20 protein-coding genes and 1 pseudogene are annotated in these 22,409 nt (G+C 61.1%); 14 read left to right on the top strand and 7 right to left on the bottom strand.

What is annotated here, in order from left to right:
• Window positions 1-7 precede the first annotated feature (7 nt).
• Window positions 8-817 (bottom strand): DeoR/GlpR family DNA-binding transcription regulator, encoded by an 810-nt coding sequence (locus NKH71_RS24610; RefSeq protein WP_352482460.1) that lies wholly within the window; start codon window positions 815-817, stop codon window positions 8-10.
• 187 nt (window positions 818-1,004) lie between these two features.
• Between NKH71_RS24610 and NKH71_RS24605 the strand changes: the two genes are divergently transcribed.
• The 3 genes from NKH71_RS24605 (at window position 1,005) to ggt (ending at window position 6,740) form a co-directional block, all read left to right on the top strand.
• Window positions 1,005-3,107 carry a bifunctional rhamnulose-1-phosphate aldolase/short-chain dehydrogenase gene (locus NKH71_RS24605; protein ID WP_352482459.1) on the top strand — a complete coding sequence of 701 codons (2,103 nt, stop codon included), beginning with the start codon at window positions 1,005-1,007 and terminating at the stop codon, window positions 3,105-3,107.
• Window positions 3,108-3,277: 170 nt separating this feature from the next.
• On the top strand, window positions 3,278-4,570 hold the full coding sequence (gene rhaI, locus NKH71_RS24600; RefSeq protein WP_352482458.1) for an L-rhamnose catabolism isomerase: 1,293 nt from the start codon (window positions 3,278-3,280) through the stop codon (window positions 4,568-4,570).
• Window positions 4,571-5,003: 433 nt separating this feature from the next.
• Window positions 5,004-6,740: a gamma-glutamyltransferase gene (ggt, locus tag NKH71_RS24595; RefSeq protein ID WP_352482457.1), complete on the top strand. Its 1,737-nt coding sequence runs from the start codon at window positions 5,004-5,006 to the stop codon at window positions 6,738-6,740.
• A 68-nt stretch (window positions 6,741-6,808) separates the two neighbouring features.
• Here ggt and NKH71_RS24590 read toward each other — a convergent pair whose 3' ends face one another.
• The 3 genes from NKH71_RS24590 to NKH71_RS24580 all read right to left on the bottom strand — a co-directional run bounded on the left by NKH71_RS24590 (window position 6,809) and on the right by NKH71_RS24580 (window position 8,216).
• The gene (locus NKH71_RS24590) at window positions 6,809-7,153 is read right to left on the bottom strand and encodes a hypothetical protein (protein WP_352482455.1); all 345 of its coding nucleotides are present in this window, start codon (window positions 7,151-7,153) and stop codon (window positions 6,809-6,811) included.
• 175 nt (window positions 7,154-7,328) lie between these two features.
• Window positions 7,329-7,778, bottom strand: coding sequence for a hypothetical protein (locus tag NKH71_RS24585; RefSeq protein ID WP_352482454.1), 450 nt, complete (start codon window positions 7,776-7,778; stop codon window positions 7,329-7,331).
• Window positions 7,779-7,916: 138 nt separating this feature from the next.
• Window positions 7,917-8,216 (bottom strand): DUF1236 domain-containing protein, encoded by a 300-nt coding sequence (locus tag NKH71_RS24580; RefSeq protein ID WP_352482452.1) that lies wholly within the window; start codon window positions 8,214-8,216, stop codon window positions 7,917-7,919.
• Window positions 8,217-8,634: 418 nt separating this feature from the next.
• Between NKH71_RS24580 and NKH71_RS24575 the strand changes: the two genes are divergently transcribed.
• From NKH71_RS24575 to NKH71_RS24565, 3 genes are all read left to right on the top strand, one after another.
• Window positions 8,635-8,826 carry a DUF3606 domain-containing protein gene (locus NKH71_RS24575; RefSeq protein ID WP_352482451.1) on the top strand — a complete coding sequence of 64 codons (192 nt, stop codon included), beginning with the start codon at window positions 8,635-8,637 and terminating at the stop codon, window positions 8,824-8,826.
• A gap of 102 nt (window positions 8,827-8,928) precedes the next feature.
• Window positions 8,929-9,195 carry a DUF6894 family protein gene (locus NKH71_RS24570; protein WP_352482450.1) on the top strand — a complete coding sequence of 89 codons (267 nt, stop codon included), beginning with the start codon at window positions 8,929-8,931 and terminating at the stop codon, window positions 9,193-9,195.
• 731 nt (window positions 9,196-9,926) lie between these two features.
• On the top strand, window positions 9,927-10,343 hold the full coding sequence (locus tag NKH71_RS24565; RefSeq protein ID WP_352482449.1) for a VanZ family protein: 417 nt from the start codon (window positions 9,927-9,929) through the stop codon (window positions 10,341-10,343).
• A 554-nt stretch (window positions 10,344-10,897) separates the two neighbouring features.
• Here NKH71_RS24565 and NKH71_RS24560 read toward each other — a convergent pair.
• Both NKH71_RS24560 and NKH71_RS24555 read right to left on the bottom strand, forming a co-directional pair.
• Window positions 10,898-11,794, bottom strand: a complete 897-nt coding sequence (locus tag NKH71_RS24560) for an NAD-dependent epimerase/dehydratase family protein (protein WP_352482448.1) — start codon at window positions 11,792-11,794, stop codon at window positions 10,898-10,900.
• Window positions 11,795-11,877: 83 nt separating this feature from the next.
• Complete coding sequence (locus NKH71_RS24555) at window positions 11,878-13,035, bottom strand: mandelate racemase/muconate lactonizing enzyme family protein (RefSeq protein WP_352482446.1); 1,158 nt, start codon at window positions 13,033-13,035, stop codon at window positions 11,878-11,880.
• A gap of 267 nt (window positions 13,036-13,302) precedes the next feature.
• On the opposite strand from NKH71_RS24555, the gene NKH71_RS24550 reads away from it, so the two are divergent.
• On the top strand, window positions 13,303-14,289 hold the full coding sequence (locus NKH71_RS24550; protein WP_352895380.1) for an aldo/keto reductase: 987 nt from the start codon (window positions 13,303-13,305) through the stop codon (window positions 14,287-14,289).
• A gap of 72 nt (window positions 14,290-14,361) precedes the next feature.
• Here the strand turns inward: NKH71_RS24550 and NKH71_RS24545 are convergent, their stop codons facing one another.
• Window positions 14,362-15,063, bottom strand: coding sequence for a FadR/GntR family transcriptional regulator (locus tag NKH71_RS24545; protein ID WP_352547886.1), 702 nt, complete (start codon window positions 15,061-15,063; stop codon window positions 14,362-14,364).
• Between the two features lie 473 nt (window positions 15,064-15,536).
• Here NKH71_RS24545 and NKH71_RS24540 point away from each other — a divergent pair, with 473 nt between their 5' ends.
• The 7 genes and pseudogenes from NKH71_RS24540 to NKH71_RS24510 all read left to right on the top strand — a co-directional run bounded on the left by NKH71_RS24540 (window position 15,537) and on the right by NKH71_RS24510 (window position 22,376).
• Window positions 15,537-16,817 carry an ABC transporter substrate-binding protein gene (locus NKH71_RS24540; RefSeq protein ID WP_352790977.1) on the top strand — a complete coding sequence of 427 codons (1,281 nt, stop codon included), beginning with the start codon at window positions 15,537-15,539 and terminating at the stop codon, window positions 16,815-16,817.
• Between the two features lie 2 nt (window positions 16,818-16,819).
• Window positions 16,820-17,743: a carbohydrate ABC transporter permease gene (locus NKH71_RS24535; protein ID WP_352482440.1), complete on the top strand. Its 924-nt coding sequence runs from the start codon at window positions 16,820-16,822 to the stop codon at window positions 17,741-17,743.
• Window positions 17,740-18,618: a carbohydrate ABC transporter permease gene (locus NKH71_RS24530; protein WP_352790979.1), complete on the top strand. Its 879-nt coding sequence runs from the start codon at window positions 17,740-17,742 to the stop codon at window positions 18,616-18,618. Before NKH71_RS24535 ends, NKH71_RS24530 begins: the two co-directional genes overlap by 4 nt.
• A gap of 64 nt (window positions 18,619-18,682) precedes the next feature.
• A pseudogene (locus NKH71_RS24525) lies at window positions 18,683-19,418 on the top strand (RraA family protein).
• Between the two features lie 26 nt (window positions 19,419-19,444).
• Window positions 19,445-20,500 (top strand): ABC transporter ATP-binding protein, encoded by a 1,056-nt coding sequence (locus NKH71_RS24520; protein ID WP_352482438.1) that lies wholly within the window; start codon window positions 19,445-19,447, stop codon window positions 20,498-20,500.
• A 272-nt stretch (window positions 20,501-20,772) separates the two neighbouring features.
• Window positions 20,773-21,444: a GntR family transcriptional regulator gene (locus NKH71_RS24515; protein WP_352482437.1), complete on the top strand. Its 672-nt coding sequence runs from the start codon at window positions 20,773-20,775 to the stop codon at window positions 21,442-21,444.
• An 86-nt stretch (window positions 21,445-21,530) separates the two neighbouring features.
• The gene (locus tag NKH71_RS24510; RefSeq protein WP_352791673.1) at window positions 21,531-22,376 is read left to right on the top strand and encodes a transporter substrate-binding domain-containing protein; all 846 of its coding nucleotides are present in this window, start codon (window positions 21,531-21,533) and stop codon (window positions 22,374-22,376) included.
• The last annotated feature ends 33 nt before the right edge of the window (window positions 22,377-22,409 follow it).

Raw genomic sequence — 22,409 nt, 5'->3', positions numbered from 1 at the left:
GTTTTTCTCAGGCCTGCAGCGAAGATTCTTCCTTGTTGGTTGCCGTTGTGCGGGCGATGATCAACGTCACGCCGGCGGTCTCCAGCATCTTGGCTTCGCGATCCTCGACGCCGTCGTCGGTGATCACAGTGGCGATGCGCGACAGGCCGCACAGGATCAGGCTCGAGCGTTTGCGGAACTTCGAGGAATCGACCAGCACCACCAATTCGTCTGCCTGGTCGATCAGTTTCTGCTCGGCCTGGATCAGCAGCGGGTCGCCTTCCATAAGACCGAGCGGCCCCAGCCCTTGCGCGCCCATGAACATGCGGCGCGCGTAGAAATTGCGCGTCACGTCATTGTCGAACGGCGACAGGATGATGTTCTGCTCGCGGTAGATGGTGCCGCCCGACAGCATCACCGTGTTCTTGGAGTGCCTGAGCAAGTGCTCCGCGATCGGGAAGGAATTGGTGAAGATCGGCATGCGGCGGCCGGTCAGGAAATGCACCATCTGGAAGGTGGTGGTGCCGCCATTGATGATGATCGGCTCGCCGTCCTTGCACAGATCCACGGCTTCCCGCGCGATTGCCCGCTTCTGCGAAGCGTTGATGGTTTCGTTGACGGAAAAGGGCCGGCCGGCAAGGCCGATGAACTGCGGCGGCGAAAGCGCCTCGGCCCCGCCGCGCACCCGGCGCAGCCGCTTTTGCACATGCAATGCCGCGATGTCGCGCCGGATCGTCGCCTCCGACGACTCCGTCAGGTCGACCATCTCCTGCACCGTCACCACAGGTTTTTCCTGGACGGCGGACAGAATGATCCTGTGGCGCTCTTTTTCGTGCATGGTTCCTCCCTGCCTGAGCATCTAGGCACCCAAAGCGCGCAGTGTCAATCATTTCCGATCAGATAATTTCATTGTGCAATGCAATATGACTGATATTGATCGTTTGTGATTGACAAGACCGCCGCTTGCGTAGAAATTCGGACAAAAGGGACCGGCGCCGTTTGCGTGTCCCAAAGGGAGGATACCTATGCTCGACAAGCGCTCCGGCACGCGCCTCGCCAATCTTTGGGATGACGCAAAAGCGCAAGCAATGAGCGAGCCCGAACGCCTGGTCTATCGCTCGAACGTCCTTGGCTCCGACAAGCGCGTCACCAACTATGGCGGCGGCAACACCTCCTCCAAGATCTGGCAAAAGGATCCGCTCACCGGCGAGAGCGTGGAAGTGCTGTGGGTCAAGGGCTCGGGCGGCGACAGCGCCTCGATTAAAACAGACGGCTTCGCCACGCTCTACATGGACAAATTGCGTGCGCTGAAAGGTCTTTATCGCGGCCTCGAATATGAAGACGAGATGGTCGGCTATCTGCCTCACTGCACCTTCAATCTCAATCCGCGAGCGGCCTCGATCGACACGCCGCTGCATGCCTTCGTGCCGAAGCCTTATGTCGACCATATGCATCCCGATGCCATCATCGCCATTGCCGCCGCCAAGGATTCGCAGGCGCTGACCAAGGAGATCTTCGGCGACACGATCGGCTGGCTGCCATGGAAACGTCCGGGCTTCGAGCTCGGCCTGTGGCTGGAGAAATTCTGCCTCGAGAACCCCGACGCCAAGGGTGTCGTGCTGGCCAGCCATGGCCTGTTCAGCTGGGGCGACACGCCGAAGGAATGCTACGAGACGACGATCTCGGTGATCAACCAGGCGATCGACTGGTTCGAGCGCAAGAGCCAGGGCAAGCCGATCTTCGGCGGCGAAGTCGTCAAATCGCTCGATGCGCCGGCGCGTCGCGCCGTCGCCGCAAAACTGATGCCGAGGATCCGTGGCCTGATCTCGGAGAACAGCCACAAGCTCGGCCATTTCGACGATTCTCCTGCCGTGCTCGAATTCGTCAATTCCAGGGATTTGCGGCCGCTGGCGGCACTCGGCACGTCCTGCCCGGACCACTTCCTGCGCACCAAGATCCGGCCGCTGGTTATCGAGTTCGACCCCAAAAATCCCGACGTCGATGCCGTCATTGCCCGTCTAGCCGACGACGTGGCTGAGTATCGCGTCGGCTATCAGGCTTATTATGATCGCTGCAAGCACGCGGATTCGCCGCCCGTGCGCGATCCGAACGCCGTCGTCTATCTGATGCCCGGCGTCGGCATGTTCACCTTCGCCGGCGACAAGGCGACGGCGCGCATTTCAGGCGAATTCTACGTCAACGCCATCAACGTCATGCACGGCGCCTCGACGGTGTCGACCTATGTCGGCCTGCCCGACCAGGAAGCCTTCGATATCGAATACTGGCTGCTCGAAGAGGCAAAGCTGCGGCGCCTGCCGAAGCCAAAAGCCCTTGCCGGCCAGATCGCGCTGGTCACCGGCGGCGCCGGCGGCATTGGCCGCGCGACCGCCAACCGGCTGCTGCGCGAGGGCGCCTGCGTCGTGGTGGCCGACATCGACGAGGCAGCTCTTGCCAGCGCCAATGACGAGCTTGCGAAAGCCTATGGCAAGGATTTCGTGCGGCCCGTCGTTATCAACGTCACATCCGAGGATCAGGTGGTCTCCGGCTTCGCCGAGACGGCGGTCGAATTTGGCGGCATCGACATCCTCGTGTCCAACGCTGGCCTGGCCTCCTCGGCGCCGATCGAGGACACCACGCTGGCGCTGTGGAACAAGAACATGGACATCCTGTCGACGGGATATTTCCTGGTTTCGCGGGAGGCGTTCCGGCTGTTTCGGGCGCAGAAGATCGGCGGCAATGTCGTCTTCGTCGCTTCCAAGAACGGTCTTGCCGCATCGCCCAACGCCGCCGCCTATTGCACAGCCAAGGCCGCCGAAATCCATCTGGCACGCTGCCTGGCACTGGAAGGCGCGGAAGCGCAGATCAGGGTCAATGTCGTCAACCCCGACGCCGTGCTGCGCGGCTCGAAGATCTGGACCGGCGAGTGGAAGGAACAGCGCGCCGCCGCCTACAAGATGTCGACCGACGATCTCGAGGAGCACTACCGCTCGCGTTCGATGCTGAAGCGCTCGGTGTTCCCCGAAGACATCGCCGAGGCGATCTATTTCTTCGCCTCCGATATGTCGGCCAAATCGACCGGCAACATCATCAACGTCGACGCCGGCAACGCACAGAGTTTTACGCGATAATAGTTTGAAGGCGGCGCTGCCCCCTCACCCTTACCCTCTCCCCGTAAGGACGGGGAGAGGGGGTCGCCAATGCCGGAGCGCTTCCCTTCTCTCCGTCTCTATACGGGGAGAAGGTGCCGGCAGGCGGATGAGGGGCAGCGTCAACCGAACGCATTTGGGAGGAAACCACCATGTCCGAAACCATCATCTCCGCCGAGCTCGTCGACAGGCACAATGCCGCGCGCAATGCCGACCTCAGACGCGACTACGAGTCTCTCGGCGAGCGCCTCGACCGCCGGGGCATCACCATCGACGCCATCCGCGACAAGGTCGAGAAATTCGCCGTCGCCATCCCGTCCTGGGGCGTCGGCACCGGCGGCACCCGCTTTGCCCGCTTTCCCGGCGCCGGCGAGCCGCGCGACATTTTCGACAAGATCGAGGACTGCGCCGTCATCCGGCAATTGACGCAGGCGACGCCGACCGTCTCGCTGCACATTCCCTGGGACAAGGCCGATCCAAACCGGCTGAAGCAGGCGGCATCCCGCTTCGGCATCGGCTTCGACGCGATCAACTCCAACACCTTCTCCGACGCCAGAGACCAGAAGCTTTCCTATAAGTTCGGCTCGCTGTCGCACGCCGACGCGGCGACGCGCCGGCAGGCGGTCGAGCACAATCTCGAATGCATCGAGATCGGCAGGACGCTGGGCTCGAAAGCGCTGACGGTGTGGATCGGCGACGGCTCGAACTTTCCCGGCCAGGTCAATTTCGCCAAGGCGTTCGAGCGCTATCTCGACGCGATGAAGGAGATCTATGCCGCGCTGCCGGGCGACTGGAAGCTGTTCACCGAGCACAAGATGTACGAGCCGGCCTTCTATTCGACGGTCGTGCAGGATTGGGGCACCAACTACATCATCGCCAAAGAGCTTGGCGACAAGGCGTTCTGCCTTGTCGACCTCGGCCATCACGCCCCCAACGTCAACATCGAGATGATCGTGTCGCGGCTGATCCAGTTCAAGAAACTCGGCGGCTTCCATTTCAACGATTCGAAATACGGCGACGACGACCTCGACGCCGGCTCGATCGATCCCTACCGCCTGTTCCTCGTCTTCAACGAGCTGGTCGATGCCGAGCTTGCCGGTGCCGAAGGTTTCGATCCCGCCCACATGCTCGACCAGAGCCATAACGTTACCGATCCGATCGAAAGCCTGATGCTGTCGGCAGTCGAGGTGCAGCGCGCCTATGCCCAGGCACTGCTGGTCGACCGCAAGGCGCTCGAAGGTTTTCAGGACGCCAATGACGCGCTGATGGCGACGCAGACGCTGAAGACAGCCTATCGTACCGACGTCGAGCCGATCCTTGCCATGGCGCGGCTGAAGACCGGTGGCGCCATCGATCCGGTCGCCGCCTACCGCGCCTCCGGCTACCGGGCGAAGGTCGCAGCGGAACGGCCGGCGGTGGCGAGCGTCGGCGGCGGGATTGTTTGATGTTGGGGTGAAAATGAAAAACCCGCCACGAAGGGCGGGTCGTTGGAGCCAATTGGCACCTTACCCAAATTAATAGCATAGCTGCCGGCGCAAAGCAAGAACAAAATTGCCTGTCAGCGTTGAATGTTGGCGAAAACCAAAGGCGAAATCCGATCTCCCCCCTTGCGGGGGAGATGTCCGGCAGGACAGAGGGGGGTGGGACGGATCTCCAACGTCGAACCGTGCAACCTGCAAAATAGCCAGAGGATGTGCCCGCGCATTGCTGGAGAGGTCGGAGGGACAGCACCCCCCTCTGGCCTGCCGGCCATCTCCCCCGCAAGGGGGGAGATCGGCAGTTCCGCCGGCCTGAACCCTCGCCAATCCCATTAATGTCAGTAGACTCGACCTCGCCAAGCGCGTTTCCTAGGCCTACCCCACGCCTCGGAGAACGGCCATGCACAACACCCGCCGAACCCTAATCGCCGTCAGCCTTTCCCTCACCCTGACCTTCGTACCCTTCCTCGCCTTTGCCGCCTCGCCGCAGCCGGCGAAGGGCGAGCACGGCATGGTGGTGAGCGCCCAGCATCTGGCCTCGGAAGTCGGCGTCGAGGTGCTGAAGAAGGGGGGCAATGCCGTCGATGCCGCGGTCGCCGTCGGCTATGCGCTGGCCGTGGTCTATCCGACCGCCGGCAATATCGGCGGTGGCGGCTTCATGACCATCCGCTTCAAGGACGGCCGCTCGACCTTCCTCGATTTCCGCGAGCGCGCGCCGCTGGCCGCGACCAAAACCATGTATCTCGACAAGGACGGCAAGCCGGTGAAGGGCGCCAGCCTCGACGGCTATCTGGCGGTCGGCGTGCCGGGCTCGGTTGCCGGTTTCGAGACGGCGCGGGAGAAATACGGCACGCTGTCGCGGCAGGACTTGCTGGCGCCGGCCATCCGCTTTGCCAAGGAGGGCTTCGTGCTGGAGCAGGGCGATGCGGCCTCGCTCCGGGGCGGCGCGGAGCGGTTGGCGAGGGACCCAGCGGCGGCGGCCATTTTCCTCAAGCCGGACGGCAAGCCTTATGCTGTCGGCGAGCGCCTCGTTCAGCCCGATCTCGCGGCTTCGCTTGCCGCCGTTTCCGAACGCGGGGCGGATGCCTTCTACAAAGGCGCGATCGCCGACGCTATCGTCAGGGCAAGCGGCGAGAAGGGCGGCATTCTGGCCAGGGCTGATTTCGAAAACTACGCGGTGCGCGAGCTGAAGCCGGCGACCTGCAATTATCGCGGCTACGAGATCATTTCCTCGCCGCCGCCGAGCTCCGGCGGCGTCATCATCTGCGAGATCCTCAACGTGCTTGAGTTCTATCCGTTGTCCTATCTCGGCGCCGGTTCGGCCGAGACGGTTCACGTCATGGTCGAGGCGATGCGCCACGCCTATGTCGACCGGAATTCGGCGCTCGGCGATCCCGGCTTCGTCGACAATCCGGTCGCAAAACTGCTCGACAAGAATTACGCCAGGGAAATCCGTGAAAAGATCGATCCGTTCCGGGCCGGCGTCTCGCAGGAACTGATGCCGAAGGGCTTTGGCGAAAGCAGCGAGACGACGCATTATTCGATCATCGACAATGACGGCAACGCCGTCGCGGTAACCTACACGCTGAACGGCTCCTTCGGCGCCGGCGTCGTCGCCGGCAGCACCGGTATCCTGCTCAACAACGAGATGGACGATTTCACCCAGAAACCCGGCGTGCCCAATCTCTATGGCCTGGTCCAGGGCGAGGCCAACGCGATCGCGCCGAAAAAGACGCCGCTGTCGTCGATGAGCCCGACCATCCTCGCCAAAGACGGCAAGCCGTTCATGGTCATCGGCAGCCCCGGCGGTTCACGCATCATCACCATCACGCTGGAGGCGATCGTCAACGTCATCGACCACGGCATGAACATCCAGGAGGCGATCGACGCACCGCGCATCCATCACCAGTGGTTGCCCGACACGGTCTATATCGAACCTTTCGGCCTGTCGCCCGATACCGAAAAGCTGCTCACCGGCATGGGCTACCACCTCGATCTTGCCGACACGACCTGGGGCCAGGCGGCCGGCATCCTGGTCGGCGGCAAGAGCCTGGCGGAAATCGAGAAGGGTGGCGGCGCCCGCTACAATGGCGCCATCGACAGCCGCGCCGCATCCGGCGAGGCTATCGGGTATTAGACCATGGTCTCAAAAGGGGGAACCGGTTTTCGGATCAGGTCACGGTCAATAGGAAGATTCGCCTTGCTTCAGGTGACCAGCGCGATGGCCGACGCAATCAGCATCAACGCCGCGACGCCGACGAACAGCGCGTAGATGCGGGGCCGGTCGAGTAGAAGCGCATTGCCGGATATCCATGCCGCGGTGGCGCCGCCAAGCGCGAAAAAGAAGGTGCTGCGGCGCCCGAAGCTCAAGCCGGCAGCCATCAGCCCGCCGATGATCAGAGCGCCGAACACGATGATCACGGCGACTGCGTATTTCTCGAAATCGTTGCTGCCGGCGCTCGGGCCGATCGCGTTCAACCTCGACAGATCGTCCGGATCGAACGGGCTGGTCGACCCATATTCGTCTTGACCGACAGGCTCATGCATCATTCGTTCTCCGCAAACCGACAGCAAATCATCAAGCCTCGCCGAGCGCAACCGCTCGCCGAATGTGATCGGCACGGTGTTCAACACTTTCTGGCCGCGGCTTGCCAGAGATTTTTGGATTTGCGCTTTGATCGCCCCGCTGCGCGGCCTGCTCAAGCGCTTTGCCCGAGCTGAATCTTCAAGCCGCCCTGGCCAAAGACTGCGTCGCCTGAATGGAAGCCCCAAGCACCGCCTGTGCGGTGTCGGCCTGCCTTTCATCGACATGCGCCAGCACCAGGATCACACCTTGTGCCGCATCCGGCTTGCCCGGCTGCTTGCCGATATCGGATAATGTGCCGAAAAGTCTGCCGGCAACGCAGCCCAGGGCTGCACCGACGAGGGCCGATGCCAGCCATCCCGCGCCGACGGGATCGACGCCTGGGATATCAAAGGCGCCGAGGCCGGCCAACAAACCCGCCGCCGCGCCGAGGGCGGCACCCTTGCCTGGACCGCGCAGGACGGCGCCGATTTCGTCATCGTAGGGTCCGATGACACTGATCTGGCGGCGCGCAATTCCTGCCGCCTGAAGTGCTTCGACGGCTCGCGCCGCTTGGTCATGGGAATCAAAAAGTCTGCTGATTGTTCGCATTGAAACTGCCTGTGAGGCCCCCCGGCCCTCAATGCTACGGCGGGTTCCTGCCGAGCGACGGCACGAGGAACCGCCTAACGCAAACGTCACCCGCCGCTCAGTTCTGAGCGGCGGGTGACGGCTGCCCGAGTTTTCATGTCACTCGATAACCTTGACGATCTTGCGCGTGCCTGGGTCGACGACAACGGTACGGTTGTCAATCACGACATAACGATATTTGACGCTCGGCACCTCATGAAGCTCGACGGTGTCAGGGAGCGTCGAGCCGATATTGAGCTCCACCCCAGGGATTTTCACCGAGGCCAGCGGCTGCTTCTTCACATACTCCTTGATGACCGTTTCCTGCTCCGGCTCGATGACAACGTCTTGCGCCGCAGCGGCGCCGACGCCTGCCAGCAGCAACAGTCCCGCCACCGCGGTGGAAAAATGCATTCTCATGGTCGTCTCCTTTGCGAACTCGGTCCGCTCTTCGCGCCAAGGCTCACTCGAACGGAAGGCAGCTGAAAACGTTCCGTCGACGGGGCTTCGGTCCCGCCCGGCAGGGACCAACCGACGTGTTGCCGCAGGACCTAAGTCTGATCCTTGCGCGCAAAGGGTGGGTTTGCCGCGTGACCCGGAACCGTGGCGGCGCGTGGCCGTTGCTGGCTGCACGTTCCGGGAGGATCCCATGGAAAACTCGACGGTTGCTCGCACCGATCTTGGCTGTTCCATTCCGATCGAACCCGGCATCTGCGCAGCCTGTCCCTTCCTGCGCCGATAGGATTCGCGTGTCACTTTGTGGCGGGCGAACCCTCAAATTGCTGCGTGCATCAAAGTTGACCCCCTTAAGCGAAGAGAAGGGGCGAGGAGAACAGAAATGGCCGACGACAAGACCAAGCGAGACTTCAGCGACCGCAATCGCGTTTCGGCGGATGAGTATTACGAGGTCGAATATTTCGCGCGGGAAAATGGTGTTTCGCCCAGCCAAGTGAGCAAGCTTATCAAAAGGACCGGCGGCGACCGGATGATCCTCTCGCAGGCGGTGAAGGCATTGCGCGAGCGCAAGTGAGATGGCGGCGAAGCCAACGGTGGAGAGGCACTGATCGCGATTGGCCGAGATCGCGGCCAGCTATCGACAACGTGCCCGGATGCCGCGCTTCGGCCAAGCGCAATGCCCCGCTACTTCTTCGATTCCAATGAAGACGGAATCGTCTATTCCGACGATCAGGGAATGTTATATGACGATTTCCCGCTGGTCAGGAAAGAAGCCCTTCGCACATTGGGCGAGATGGCCAGGGATGGCCTTCCTCACCGTAGGATCACAGTCAAGGTCCGGAACGACCATGACGGTCTGGTGCTTGAAGTGGCTTTGACCTTTGCCGTCGAAACGCAGCATTTCGACGAACGGATTTTCCAGATCAACATGCGCATGAGTTGACGGCCCGATCGTTATCGTGCCGACCATGAGATTTCTGGTGCAGCCGGCATCTTCCCCAAGGGAACATTAGAAGTCTCTAATTGTTATCTTAAGCAGCGGGAACCTCCCGGGTTTCTGCTGCAGATCGGGGTGCAACCCGGTCGGCCCGCGCCCTCCGCCAGAGGCGCGGGCTTCGTTTGTTTAGCCGATGCGCAACGCCATGCGGCGGCAGCATATTGGAAACCTGCGGGAGCATAAGTAGCAGAAGTCGCTACCGCGGCGCCCTGGCGCCCAGGCAACGGAGCCCGTCGTCCGACAGGGCGGCGGGCTTTTTGATGCGGGCCGGGTCATCGCGCAACCGGTGGAAATCCAATGCATGTCGCGCAAAAGTGTGAAGCGGTTTTGCGTTAACGACATGCATCAAGACAAGAACCTTAAGCGCCTCGCATGAGGCCGGTCGAACGCGACGCGCATTAGCTGGGAGAGATGGCCGGCGCTGCTTCGTGAGGCGTGGGGTAAGGTGCCTAATGCAGCGCCGGCCAAGCGGAAATCAGGTCCGCCGCAGCCAGATAGTAGCTGCGTTGGCGCGGCGGGTAATTGCGTGATCGCGGAAGCCACACCATTGCAGACCACTCGCACGAGCCCGGCCTGTGCAGCGGCTGACCCGAAGCATTCATTCATTCTGACGATGCACCGGACGCCCGGACGGCGGAAATTGGACGCCGCGCTCGCTCTCGATTCAGCGGCCAGCGGTGTTCCCTGCCGATTTCGGACGAAAGGCCATTTCACCCTTGTTGCGCCTGGATTCTTATCAGATCGTGGCAAGGATTGCTTTTCCCTCCGCGTTTGCCGGCGTTCTGCTGTTCGCCCTTTTGCCGGAGCAGCTCCTGCAGGGTCTTGGCCTGGCTTTCACGTTTGGTCACGACAAGCTCAATCACGCCGCCGCCTTCGTCGTGCTGGCGGCTCTCGGAAGTCTCGGCTGGCCGGAACACAAGGCGAAGCTGATCGTCCTCCTCGTGCTCACGGGCGCGGCGATCGAGGGCCTTCAGGCCGTGCAGCTGATAGGGCGCCACCCGGATCTATTCGACTGGGTGGCAGACTGCGCCGGAATGGCCTTCGGGCTGACAATTGCAGGCTGGACAAAGCGGCTCGCCGGCGGATTGCCATAGCTCGAAAGCGCATAACGGAATCGGCGCGCCCGTGCTGCAATATGGGGAAAATGGCCGGCGTCACTTGGGGGGCGCGTTGGGGTAAGTTGCCTGACGGACGCCGGCCAGGCGGAAAAATCAGGTCCGCCGCAAAGTAATGTAGCAGCGATGGCAAAGCGCGGCAGTAGCGTGATCGCGGAAGGTCCGCCTTCTCGCCTCCGATGCGGTGACCCGTTTTGGGTCAATAATTCTGGCACCTGAATTGCGCTGTAAGCAATGCCGGGGAACACTCCGGCGATCGTCCCCGAATATGGGGCCTCGCCGCTTCGCAAATGGAGCGGCGGGCCTTTTTGCCGGAAGTCGCCAAGCCTTCGCTGGCCCCATGGTTTCACGCCAGATAATACTTGCAGATCATCGACAATCCGCTCGGCACGAGATCGTCATCCGGCCGACCGAGCAGCCGTAAACGCTGCCGAAGATTCGCCGACGGCCAAGCGGGGAGATCTCGGCATGGGCCGTCACGGACCGGGCGCCAATCGAAGCTTGCTCAGTGGTAGGAGCCGGGCCGGCCCCGATCATGAATCCCGAGGCTGAGCTCGCCAATCATGCTCTTGCTGGAACCCTAGAAGCTCACGCAGCTTGCGATTTGAGATTGGCCCCTCAAATTGCTCTATCGAGCGTGTAATCGGCGTGCCTGGTGCATGCTTCTTGAGAAACTCTGCCGTTGGCGCATCGGCAACGATATTGTCGTTGACGGCATTGAATATCTGGAACCCCAAACCGTCCTTCTCGATGCAAAGATGCACGATCTGGCCCAGATCGCGCGCGTCCATATAGGTCCAGCCATCGCGCCGCCGTTTTGAAGCGTCCGCCAAAAACTCCGGAAAGCGGGCATAGTCTTGCGGCTCGACAACGCCACCTATTCGGAGCGCGTAAATGTCGTATCCGGTGCGGGAAGCGAAGGAGCGTGCGATCTTCTCGCCCAAGACCTTGGAAAGACCGTAGCTGTCGGTCGGATCGGTATCGTAGTCCTCTTCCACCGGAAACGATGTGAAATCGCGTTCGCCTTCGGCAAAACACACGCCATAGACCGTCTCGCTGGACGCGGTGATGATCTTGCGGATGCCGAGCTTGGTGGCGGCCTCGATTACATTGTAGGTCGACAGCACATTGGCGGCGAACATGGCGTTGTCCGGTCGCAGGAATATTCTCGGGATGGCCGCGAAATGGACCATGGCGTCGACTGGGCCACGGCCTTTCCCGCCAAAATATTCGCCGAAACCGAAATGCAGCGTCAGTGCATTGTAGGTCTCGCCGGCATCGGCAAGGTTGGTGATGATGGTGTCGACGCCTGGCACATCAAGTGGCGTCAGGTCGAGGTTCAGGACCTGATGCCCACGCTTGAGCAGGTAAGGTATGACGTGACGGCCGATCTTGCCGCTGCCACCGGTGAAAATGATCCGCTTGCCCATGATTCCTCCAACGGACTTCTATCGGCGAGCGGAAATCTGGCCAAAAGGCATTTCCGCCCGGTCAAGAGCTATTCAGTCGCGCGCTATTCAAAGATGCCGTAGCCGGGCACGGCGTATTTGTGGACGCCATCCATGTCGAGATCGACGCCGATGCCGGGCACGTCGGGCACCACGATGTGGCCGTCTTCAACGATCGACCTGGCGCCGTCTGGCAGGCGCACATAACTGTCCCACACTTCCCGTTCTTCCAGGGCATGCCACTCCAGCACCAGGAAGTTCGGAACGCTCGCGCAGACATGGCACGTCGCCATTGTGCCGAGCGGCGTCGACACGAGATGCGGCGCGAACGGCACATAATACATCTCGGCGAGATTCGCGATCTTGCGGCTTTCCGCGAGGCCGCCGCATTTCGGCACGTCGGGCATGATGACGTCGGCGCCATAATTCTGGAACAACTCACGAAAACCCCAGCGCAGGTAGAGATTCTCGCCGACACAGATCGGGGTCTTGGTCCGCATGCGGATCTGCTTCAGTGCCTCAACATTTTCTGCCGGAATAGGTTCTTCCAGCCACAGAAGGTTGAACCGCTCCATCTCCCCTGCAATGCGGCTGGCGCTGAGCACGTCGTAGCGCGCGTGCAGGTCGATACAGAGATCGATGTCAGGGCCGATCGCCTCGCGCACCGCGGCCACGCGTTCCACCATGAAGCGCAGCTCCGCGCCGTTGATGGTGTGGTTTGCCGCGTCGAACTTTGCCGGATGGCGCAAATTGTCGATGTCGAATTTTAGCGCCGTAAAGCCCTCGTCCACCATGCGGCGCGCGCGCGCCGCGCATCCTTCCGGCGAACCGGTTTCTTCATCGCCGTCGCCGCAATCGGCATAGAGCCTGATCCGGTCGCGGAACTTGCCGCCGAACATGCGATAGAGCGGCTGGCCAGCAGCCTTCGCCGCTACATCCCACAGCGCCATCTCAAGCCCGGTCAGGGCAATGAGAAAGACGCCGGCCTGGGCGCCGGAGAACACATGGTCGCGGCGGATCTTGTCCCAGCAATATTCGACGTTGCGTGGATCCTGACCGATGAGCTCCGACTTGAGCTCCGAAATTAGCCCGACGATCGCGGCCGCGCCCGCATCGGGGTTCGCCTCGCCGTAACCGGAGATGCCGGCGTCCGTGTCGATACGGATCAGAGTCGCCTTGCCATGATAGGCGACGACCGCCGTCTTGATGTCCACGATCTTCATCGAACCCATCCTCCAATGATGGCGCCGCGCTTCAAACGCACCGTACGGGCGAATTGAACTTGTCCGATGAGCATATAAGATGAGAAGATGTGGCGTAAACCCCCTTTGAGCGATTACGCAGAAATGCACTTTGAAAGCACTGGAACCGTAGATCGCCGGGAATTCAGCCAAGCTAAAACCTACTTGTTAGACGAGCATATAAGCGTATAAATGAGTGGCAGCAAGGCGACAAGCACAGCCATGCATGCCGCAAACCGGAGGAACAGGATGCAACAGCGACAGCTAGGATCGTCGCCGGTCAAGGTGTCGGAGATCGGCCTGGGGACTTGGGGTATGTCCGGCGCGTTTTGGGGCGCGGCCGATGACGAGGAATCGATCCGGGTGATTCGCCGCGCCCTGGAGCTTGGCATTACGCTGATCGACACAGCCGAAGCCTATGGACATGGCCATGCCGAGGAGGTCGTCGGCAAGGCGCTGGCCGGCCGCCGGGACAAGGCGATCATCGCGACCAAGGTTGCGCCCAACCATCTCGAACCTGCAGCGATAGAGACGGCGCTTGATGGCTCGCTGAAGCGGATGCAGACGGACTATGTCGACGTCTATTTTGTCCACTGGCCGAATTCGGATTTTCCCATCGGCCCTACCATGACGATGATGGAGAGGCTTCGGTCGTCAGGGCGGATCAAAGCGGTTGGCGTCTCGAATTTCAGCACAGCTGATATGGGCAGCGCCCGCCAGCATGGCGTCATCGACGTGCTCCAGCCTCCTTACAACATGCTGTGGCGCGAGGTTGAGGGGCAAACTCTTCCCTATTGCCGCAAGCACAATATCGGCGTCATGCCTTACAGCGGTCTGGCCCAAGGGCTGCTCACGGGCTTGCTCTCGCCGGATACCAAATTCGTCGAGGGAGACGAGCGGCGCACCACCGTGCTGTTCCAACCGGGCACCTACGAGCGCGCCGTCGGAGCCGTCGATGCCCTCAAGCCGATAGCGGCCAAATACGGCAAGACGCTGCCGCAGCTTGCGATCCAATGGCTCACCAGCAGGCCGGGTGTGAGTTCGCCCCTTGTGGGCGCGCGGACGGTCAGGGAGCTTGAGGAAAACGTCGAGAGTGTCGGTTGGAAGATTTCCGACGTGGACGTCGCGGCCATCGACAAACTCACCGCCCCCATCTGGGCGGAAATCAAGGACAAAGGCGACATGTTCGGATATCGCGCAAGGCAGCGTCAGGAACAGGAAGCCAGAAGAGCTTAGTTCGGTCGTGTCCTCCCGACACGCAGGCGGCGCGGTCAGCCACGACAGCTGGCCGCGCCTGTAGAACGTTGCTTAGCTCGCCATTTCCTTGTCGGGCATGGCGACGGCAATGGTTGCCTTCAGGTGTCGGCGCATCGCCTCTTCGGCGCGCTTGGCGTCGCGTGCGACCAGCGCCTCGTAGATCGCTCTGTGCATTTCTGTGGCGGAAGGAAGAGCATGCGGCATCTGGTTGCTGATGCGTCTGCTCGCCGCTTGCCACCACCGTGACGAATACATGAAGCGGTCAAGGATTCTGTTCCGGGAAGCGCGGCAAATTTCCATATGGAAATCCAGGTCGAGCTTCAGATACGCGTCCGGATTGTCTTCGGTCGCGGACATCGCCGCGAGCAGCGTGCCGAGACGTTCGAGGTTTTCCTTGGTCATGTGTTTGGCCGCGATGGCGGCGATGGCGGGTTCGATGATTATTCGCGTCGCGTGCGCTTCCGCCAGCAGTTCGCGGACCTGTTCGGGCGGCAGCCAGTCGATCAGCAATGGACTGAGATAATCCCATTCTTCGGCAGGACGCAGCACCACGCGCCTTCCCTGTGCGATCTCGATCATGTCGAGAGAAGCTAGGATCTTGAGCGCTTCCCGCGCGACCGCGCGCGAAACCCCGAACTCCTGAAGGATCTGCTGTTCCGACGGCCCCTGGCTGCCGGCGACGCCGCCGGTGGCGATGCGACGCGCGAGTACGCCCGCCACCTGCTTGGGCAAAGTTTGAAGCTTGACCTCCATGGAATCGACCATTAATATCCACTTGTCTGATAAGCTTATAGGCTGATGGTTGGATATGCAGTCAACTTATCTCATGAATGCTCACTAACCCATAACTCGGCCCGCGGGAAGGGACGTTGGACTCTCAACTTCAATATCCCCGCCCACGACGTTCGAGATCAGGACCATTGCGCGTCGGCTGACCGCGCTCATCGCATTGTGTCCGGCCGTCTCGACGGCTCGCGACGCACCGATTGCGTGGTTTGCGGGTCGCAGAGCCCGCCGAAAGGAAGGCAGGACGAAAGGAAAGGCTACCGCCGGAAGCCTCAGAGGCCATCGGGCCTCGGCAGGGCAAGGCAGCATGTGGACGGGCGTGATCTGGGCTGTGTCGCTGTGGGAGGAGCAAAGCCACACTGCGGCTCAAGGGAAAACCTGGCCGTCGTCGCTCGACCCCGAAAGGGGGCCGACCAATTACAAACAAGGAGGAAATTGTGATGTCCGGAAACCTATCGAGACGCAAATTCCTGGCCGCGAGTGCCGCGGTGACGGCCGGCTCGCTTGCTACGCCGTGGATCGCTAGAGCAGAGGCGAACGAGATCACCGCGCTGCTGATCACCGGCGGCCCGCTCTATCCCAAATACTGGGAGAAAATCGTTCAGGATTTCACCGCCAAGACTGGCATCAAGGTTCGCTACGATCTGCTGGAATTCACTCCGCTGACATCGAAAGTCGTCACACTCAGCGCCGCGAAATCGAGCCAGTACGACGTCTACAGCACGCACACCGCCCAGATCGATTCCTATTTCAACCATTTTGCGCCGCTGAACAGCTATTTCAGCGACTCCGAACTGGCTGACTTCTATCCGGTTGCGGTCAAATACCTACGCGATCCCAAGACCGGCAATCTGGCCGCTATCCCGCGCAACATGGATGCGCGCGTTCAATATTACCGCAGCGACATCTACCAGGAGAAAGGCCTGAAGCCGGCCGAAACCTGGAATGATCTGGTGGACGTCGGCCTGAAACTTACCGGCAATGGCCACTATGGGCTGGTCGTGCCGGGGCAGGGTGACCCCGCGCAGCGCACCTTCAGCGATCTCCTGTGGCAAGCCGGCGGGGACTGGGTCGATCAGGCCAACAAGCCAGCTTTCAATTCCGAAGCCGGCATCAAAGCCCTCACCTTCTACCGCGACCTCATCCAGAAGCACAAAATCGTGCCGCCGGACGCGGTCGGCTATCAGTGGAATGAAAATTCGACCGAATTCTCGTCCGGTACGGTCTACGCCAATTTCGACTGGCCAGGTGCCTTCGCAACCTTATCCAATCCGGAAACTTCGCGGGTCGTCAGCAAGTGGTCGACTGCACCCTACATCAGGGACAAGGCAGCGATTTCGTGCGCCATCTCCCATGCCATGGCTCTCAATGGACAATCAGGACGCAAGGAACCTGCCGTCGAATTCATCAGATATACGGTCGGTCCGGAGGCGCAGCGGCTGCAGTTCGATCAGTTCACCAACTTCCCCAGCAGTCAGGCGATCGCCAAGGAAGTGATTGCAGCGGCAAAAGGTCCCCAGGCCGTGTGGCTGCAGCAACTCGAGACGACGATAGCGAACGGCAAGGAATGGCCGAAGCTGGCTGGATTCTCGAAAGTCTGCACCTTGATGTTTTCGGCTATCGAACAGGCCCTGACCGACCAGGTCTCGCCGAGCGACTCGCTCAACCAGGCGGCGACTGAGGCGGAGGAGATCATGCGTCGGGCCGGAGCATACGACTGAGGATGCCGCCCGTCGCGCAGCACCAGGTCCCGGGGCGTCGGCGACGTTCGCCGCTGCCCTACACTTGGCAGAGGGGGTACCTCCTGGCCAGCCCCGCGCTCCTCGTCATGCTCGCCATCCTTATCTATCCGCTCGGATATTCTTTCATAATGAGTTTCTTTCGCTGGGATCTGAGCGGCTCAGCGCCATTCGCCGGAACAGGGAATTACACCGACGAACTCTTCGGCCGCCAGTTCAATCAGGCTCTGCGAAATCAGATCATCTTCAGCGTCGTTTCCATCACGGTGGAAGTGGTGGCTGGAATGGCGATCGCTGTGCTCGTCAACGGCAAATTGCGCGGAATGCGGCTCGCGCGCACCTTGCTGCTGGTGCCGCCGATGATCGCGCCCGCCGTCGTGGGGCTGAATTTCCGTTGGCTTTTCAACACCCAGTACGGGCTCGTGGACGCGCTGCTGCGCATGTTCAACCTGCCCGACATCCCCTGGCTCAATCATCCGACCTGGGCTCTTGTCTCGGTGATTGTCGCCGATGTCTGGCAGAATACGCCGCTGATGGTGCTGCTCTTTCTTGCCGGTCTGCAATCCTTGCCGCAGGAGCCGCTCGAGGCCGCCACGGTGGACGGCGCCACGCCATGGCAGCGCTTCTGGCACATCGTGCTGCCACTGATGCGTCCGGTCATCATGATAGCGCTGATGCTTCGCATCATCGACACGTTCCGGACCTTCGACGTCGTATGGCTGATGACGCAGGGCGGGCCGGGAGGCGCCACAAACCTACTCACCGTCTATTCCTATCTGCTGGCGTTTCAGGCGGTGGATTTCGGACACGCGGCGGCGGTTTCCTACATCGCGCTGGGAATGTCGCTGTTCGTGCTCGGCCTCCTCTACGGGGTGCCGTGGCTGATTGCGAAACGGAGAGCGATATGACCGAAGCCGCGATCGTCAGCGCGCGTCCCAAGCCACGGCGCCGTCGCCGCCGGTTCACGGCAGGCGCCGCCGGCCAATATCTAGCGCTGGTTCTGACCATCGCCCTCACCGTCTTTCCGCTGGCATGGCTGTTCCTGACCTCGATCCGCAGTTCAGCCGACATCTTCTCCGTCCCGGTGCACATCATCCCCGAGACCGCGACGATGACGCAGTACGTCTCCGTCTTCACCGAGTACGACACGATGGGTTATGTGTGGAACACCGTCATCGTCTCGGTCGCGACGGTCATCTTGGTCCATCTGCTGGCCATACCCTGCGCATACGCCCTGTCGCGCTTCAGGATGCCGGGCGTCATGCTGATTTTTGGCCTGCTTTTGATCATGCGCATGATTCCGGTCATCGCGCTCGCCATCCCGCTCTTCGCCGTGTTCGCCGCGCTCGGCCTGCTGGATACCATTTGGGCGCTGATCCTGAGCCATACGGCGGCTAAACTGCCCGTCGCCATCTGGCTGCTGCTGGGCTTCATCCAGGATGTGCCCAAAGAGATCGAGGAGGCTGCCCAGTCGGACGGCGCCGGCACGGTGCGCACCCTGGTCCAGATCGTGGCGCCGCTGATTGCGCCTGGCATCGGGGCCAGCGCGGTCATCACCTTCCTTTTCACCTGGAATGACCTGCTGCTCGCATTGACGCTGACTTCCAGCAAGGCCGCACAGACGCTGCCAGTCGGGCTGACCAACTTCGTCTCGCAGTTCGGCATCGACTGGGGAGCGATGTCGGCGGCGGGCGTCCTCATGGTCATCCCGACCTTGGCGTTTGTCTGGTTTGCTCAAGGCCTGTTGGTCAAGGGTCTCACGACCGGTGCAGTTCGCGGCTGAATTGAGATCATGAAAAACTTGATCGAAGGGAGGATGAAACGTGGAAGTAGGCCAGGCAGCGGCAATAAAGGACATTTCTCGGCCACCGAGGCAGCTGGTCGACGCACTTGCAGCGATCGGTTCAGCGACCTTGGCCAGCGAGCTTTATCACAAGATGGATGGGTATTCGCGATCCGCACATCCGAGGGCCGCGGCCGCTAACGCCCGGCCGCACGGCGGCCGGGCCGGCTCTCACCCTCCAGTGCATGCCGAAGCGCGAGGATCTCTACAACGAGACTGAGTATGAGGAGCCCGAACGCCAACTTCACCGTCACGTCCTGTACCCCACGCAGCCGGGCGACATGGTGGTCGTCGATGCGCGCGGCGACCTTGGCAGCGGTATCTTCGGTGAGATGATGTTGACCTATTTCGCCGGGCGTGGCGGGGCCGGCGTGGTTGTCGACGGGTGTATCCGAGATTCTGCCCAGGCGACTGCCTTGGACATCGGCATCTGGGTGAGGGATGTCACGCCGAATTTCCACGCCCAGACCAACATCGTCCCCTTTGCCGTTAACGTCCCCATTGCCTGCTCGAACGTACTCGTCATACCGGGAGACATCATCGTCGCCGACGATGATGGCGTCGTCGTGGTACCGGTAGCCCTTGCCCCAAAACTAGTTGAGCTCGCCGGCGAACATATCGAGTGGGAGGAATTTTCCCGCACGCGCTTGGCCGAGGGAGGCGACCTGCGGAAATACTACCCGTTGAGCCCCGAAGGCGAGGCCGAATACCGCGCCTGGCGGCATGCTCAACGAAAATGAGTAGTGCCCGGACGGGAGGAAAATAGGTGTCTGCAATCCAGATAGATCAGCTCGGCAAGAGCTTTGGCGCCGTGGAAGTTCTGCGCGATGTGACGATCGAGATCGCCAGCGGCGAGTTTGTCGTCCTTGTCGGTCCCTCAGGCTGCGGCAAGTCAACCCTTCTGCGCATGATCGCCGGCTTGGAAGAACAGACGACAGGCGAGATCCGCATCGGCGGGCGGGTCGTCGACGAGATGCCGGCCAAATCGCGCGACATTGCGATGGTGTTCCAGAGCTACGCGCTTTATCCGCACATGAGTGTCGCGGACAATATGAGCTTTGCGCTTCGATTGGCGAAGGTCCCCAGAGAAGAGATTGTCGCGAGGGTGAAAGCGGCCGCTGAAATCCTCGGCCTGCAGGATCTGCTTGGCCGCATGCCACGCCAGCTGTCCGGCGGTCAGCGCCAGCGCGTCGCCATGGGCCGGGCGATCGTGCGCGATCCAGCCGCCTTCCTGTTTGACGAGCCGCTGAGCAACCTCGATGCCAAGCTGCGTGTCAAGATGCGCGCCGAGATCAAGAAGCTTCACCAGCGGCTGGGCCGAACGAGCATCTACGTCACTCACGATCAGACCGAAGCGATGACCCTTGCCGACCGTATCGTAGTGCTGAACCGGGGCCGCATCGAACAGATCGGCACACCTTCAGAGCTCTATGAGCAACCCGCCAACCTGTTCGTCGCCGGTTTTATCGGATCCCCGGAAATGAACCTGATCCCGGGCCGGATCGACAACGGCGCATTCGTCGCCGAGCAGGGTCTCCGCTTACCCTTACCGGAGGACGGCCGGATGGGGGACAGGGAAGAGGTGGTATACGGAATTCGTCCGCAGCACATTGCAATCGGCGGGAACCACGCTCGGGCGGAGGTTCAGGTGGTCGAGCCGACCGGCGAGGCCCAGGAACTTACCTTGAATGCAGGTGGCGTCGACCTCATGGCCGAGGTGCGGGATCAGCCCCCGTTCAGACCTGATCAGGAGATTGGCTTGGAGATCATGGTCTCCAAGGTGCATCTGTTCGATGCTCGAAGCGGCATCAGGATTGTTTAGGGGCGGGCGCTGACGGGCTTCCGGCGAATCTCGGCATCGACCTTGGCCGGCATTGTCGAAGAGGTCGGTGAGGCGTCGAAGGTTTCCGACGCGTAGGCACCGAAAAGCACGCCGATCAGCGGCGTAGCTGATGACGGTGTGCTTGCCCCATTTTCCCCCCAAGTGTTTATTCTCACAAGAGAAATTCAAACGCGCACAAGCTTCGGTGCTTGACACAGGTCGCGACAACTGGATAAGTGGATACACAGATACGCTCTGATTGGACCAAGGACATGGCAGCAGACGCAATCGAGCCGCTGGGCATCACGACCGCCGAGGAGGAGGCTTATCGCCACATTCAGCGTGCCTTGAGGATGGGGCGCTACCGCGCCGGGGACCGGCTTATCCCGGAAGAGATCGCGACGGAAATCGGCATGAGCCGCATGCCGGTTCGCGAAGCATTCCGCCAGCTGGCCGCGGAAGGTCTTGTGGTCATTCGCCCGAACCGTGGCTGTATCGTCGCTGGCCTTACCCTCGATGAGATATACGAAACGTTTGAAATGCGCTCGGTGCTCGAAGGGCTGGCGGTGAGGCTTGCCATGCCGCACATCGATATCGAAGTGCTTGAAGAACTGGAACGCCAGCTCGACCGCATGGAGCGCGCCAGCCAGACCGGCAGCAGCGACTGGGTCGTGCGCCATCAGGCCTTCCATTTGCAGATTTGCCAATTGAGCAACCGACCCAAGCTGGTCCGGCAGATTGCCAGCCTGCACGTCGTGATCGAACCCTACCTGCGCATCTGGTTCGACTATGTCGACAAGCCCGCCAGCGCGCGCGCCGAGCACGAGATCCTGATTGAGGTGTTGCGGTCAGGTGATGCCGGCAAGGCAGAGATCGTCATGCGGGATCATATCGTCGAGACAGCGCCCCTTCTGGCCAACTTCGCAAGTCCCGGCCGCCGCTAGAAAACGCCATCTAACTCGTTGAAGCCGGAAGATAATCCGGCACGACGAAAGGGAACTGCCATACCGGCAAAAAAGAGGAGAATGACATGAAAATTAGCCGCATCGCAGCCATTGCGTCGGTCTTGTTCGGCCTGGTCCAGGCCGCCGCCGCACAAGAAACACCAAAGGCAATTACCATTGCCACCGAAGGAGCCTACGCGCCCTGGAATTTCACAACAGCCGACGGCAAATTGGACGGCTTCGAAGTCGATCTCGCCAATGATCTGTGCGGGCGAATGAAGATCGAGTGCAAGATCGTCGCACAGGACTGGGACGGCATGATCCCCGCGCTGACCGTTGGCAAGTTCGACGTGATCATGGCGAGCATGTTCATCACTGAAAAACGTCTGAAGATCATTGACTTTACCCAGCCATATGCGGTGGATCCCTCAGGTTTCGCGGTCGCAAAGGATAGCGAACTGGGCAAGGTCGGCATTTCCAACGAGCGGTTCAAGCTGGAGAATGAAGCCTCTGCGCAGGCGGCAATCGACAAGCTCAAGCCATTGCTGAAGGGAAAGATCATTGGAGTTCAGGCCGCAACGGCGAACCTGGAATTTGTGAAAAAATACTTCTCGGACGTCGCTGAGATTCGCGAATACAAGACCACCGAGCAACACGATCTCGATCTTGCCGCGGGTCGCATCGACGCGCTCTTCGCACAGCAGACAGCGCTGGCCGCCACGCTGGGCAAACCGGAGTTCAGCGACTATACGCTTGCCGGGCCGGGATTTGTCGGGGGGCTCTTCGGTCTTGGCTCCGGTGCCGGTATCCGCAAAGAGGACATCAAGCTGAAAGATATGCTCAACGGGGCCATCGACGCCGCGATCGCCGATGGCACGATCAAAACCCTGTCGCTTAAATGGCTCAAGAGCGACGTCACTCCAGTCAAGTAGGCGCTTGTCGGCGAACGGCCATTCCTGACCCGT

Source organism: Mesorhizobium sp. M0983 (assembly GCF_040318975.1).
GTDB lineage: Bacteria > Pseudomonadota > Alphaproteobacteria > Rhizobiales > Rhizobiaceae > Mesorhizobium.
Note: the sequence above shows the minus strand (reverse complement) of the source record. Positions and strands in the feature narration are given on the sequence as shown.

Bases quoted from the DNA above. Each gene is read 5' to 3' on its own strand.
- NKH71_RS24610 (WP_352482460.1), bottom strand. From the start codon at position 817: ATGCACGAAAAAGAGCGCCACAGGATCATTCTGTCCGCCGTCCAGGAA.
- NKH71_RS24605 (WP_352482459.1), top strand. From the start codon at position 1,005: ATGCTCGACAAGCGCTCCGGCACGCGCCTCGCCAATCTTTGGGATGAC.
- rhaI (WP_352482458.1), top strand. From the start codon at position 3,278: ATGTCCGAAACCATCATCTCCGCCGAGCTCGTCGACAGGCACAATGCC.
- ggt (WP_352482457.1), top strand. From the start codon at position 5,004: ATGCACAACACCCGCCGAACCCTAATCGCCGTCAGCCTTTCCCTCACC.
- NKH71_RS24590 (WP_352482455.1), bottom strand. From the start codon at position 7,153: ATGATGCATGAGCCTGTCGGTCAAGACGAATATGGGTCGACCAGCCCG.
- NKH71_RS24585 (WP_352482454.1), bottom strand. From the start codon at position 7,778: ATGCGAACAATCAGCAGACTTTTTGATTCCCATGACCAAGCGGCGCGA.
- NKH71_RS24580 (WP_352482452.1), bottom strand. From the start codon at position 8,216: ATGAGAATGCATTTTTCCACCGCGGTGGCGGGACTGTTGCTGCTGGCA.
- NKH71_RS24575 (WP_352482451.1), top strand. From the start codon at position 8,635: ATGGCCGACGACAAGACCAAGCGAGACTTCAGCGACCGCAATCGCGTT.
- NKH71_RS24570 (WP_352482450.1), top strand. From the start codon at position 8,929: ATGCCCCGCTACTTCTTCGATTCCAATGAAGACGGAATCGTCTATTCC.
- NKH71_RS24560 (WP_352482448.1), bottom strand. From the start codon at position 11,794: ATGGGCAAGCGGATCATTTTCACCGGTGGCAGCGGCAAGATCGGCCGT.
- NKH71_RS24555 (WP_352482446.1), bottom strand. From the start codon at position 13,035: ATGAAGATCGTGGACATCAAGACGGCGGTCGTCGCCTATCATGGCAAG.
- NKH71_RS24550 (WP_352895380.1), top strand. From the start codon at position 13,303: ATGCAACAGCGACAGCTAGGATCGTCGCCGGTCAAGGTGTCGGAGATC.
- NKH71_RS24545 (WP_352547886.1), bottom strand. From the start codon at position 15,063: ATGGAGGTCAAGCTTCAAACTTTGCCCAAGCAGGTGGCGGGCGTACTC.
- NKH71_RS24540 (WP_352790977.1), top strand. From the start codon at position 15,537: ATGTCCGGAAACCTATCGAGACGCAAATTCCTGGCCGCGAGTGCCGCG.
- NKH71_RS24535 (WP_352482440.1), top strand. From the start codon at position 16,820: ATGCCGCCCGTCGCGCAGCACCAGGTCCCGGGGCGTCGGCGACGTTCG.
- NKH71_RS24530 (WP_352790979.1), top strand. From the start codon at position 17,740: ATGACCGAAGCCGCGATCGTCAGCGCGCGTCCCAAGCCACGGCGCCGT.
- NKH71_RS24515 (WP_352482437.1), top strand. From the start codon at position 20,773: ATGGCAGCAGACGCAATCGAGCCGCTGGGCATCACGACCGCCGAGGAG.
- NKH71_RS24510 (WP_352791673.1), top strand. From the start codon at position 21,531: ATGAAAATTAGCCGCATCGCAGCCATTGCGTCGGTCTTGTTCGGCCTG.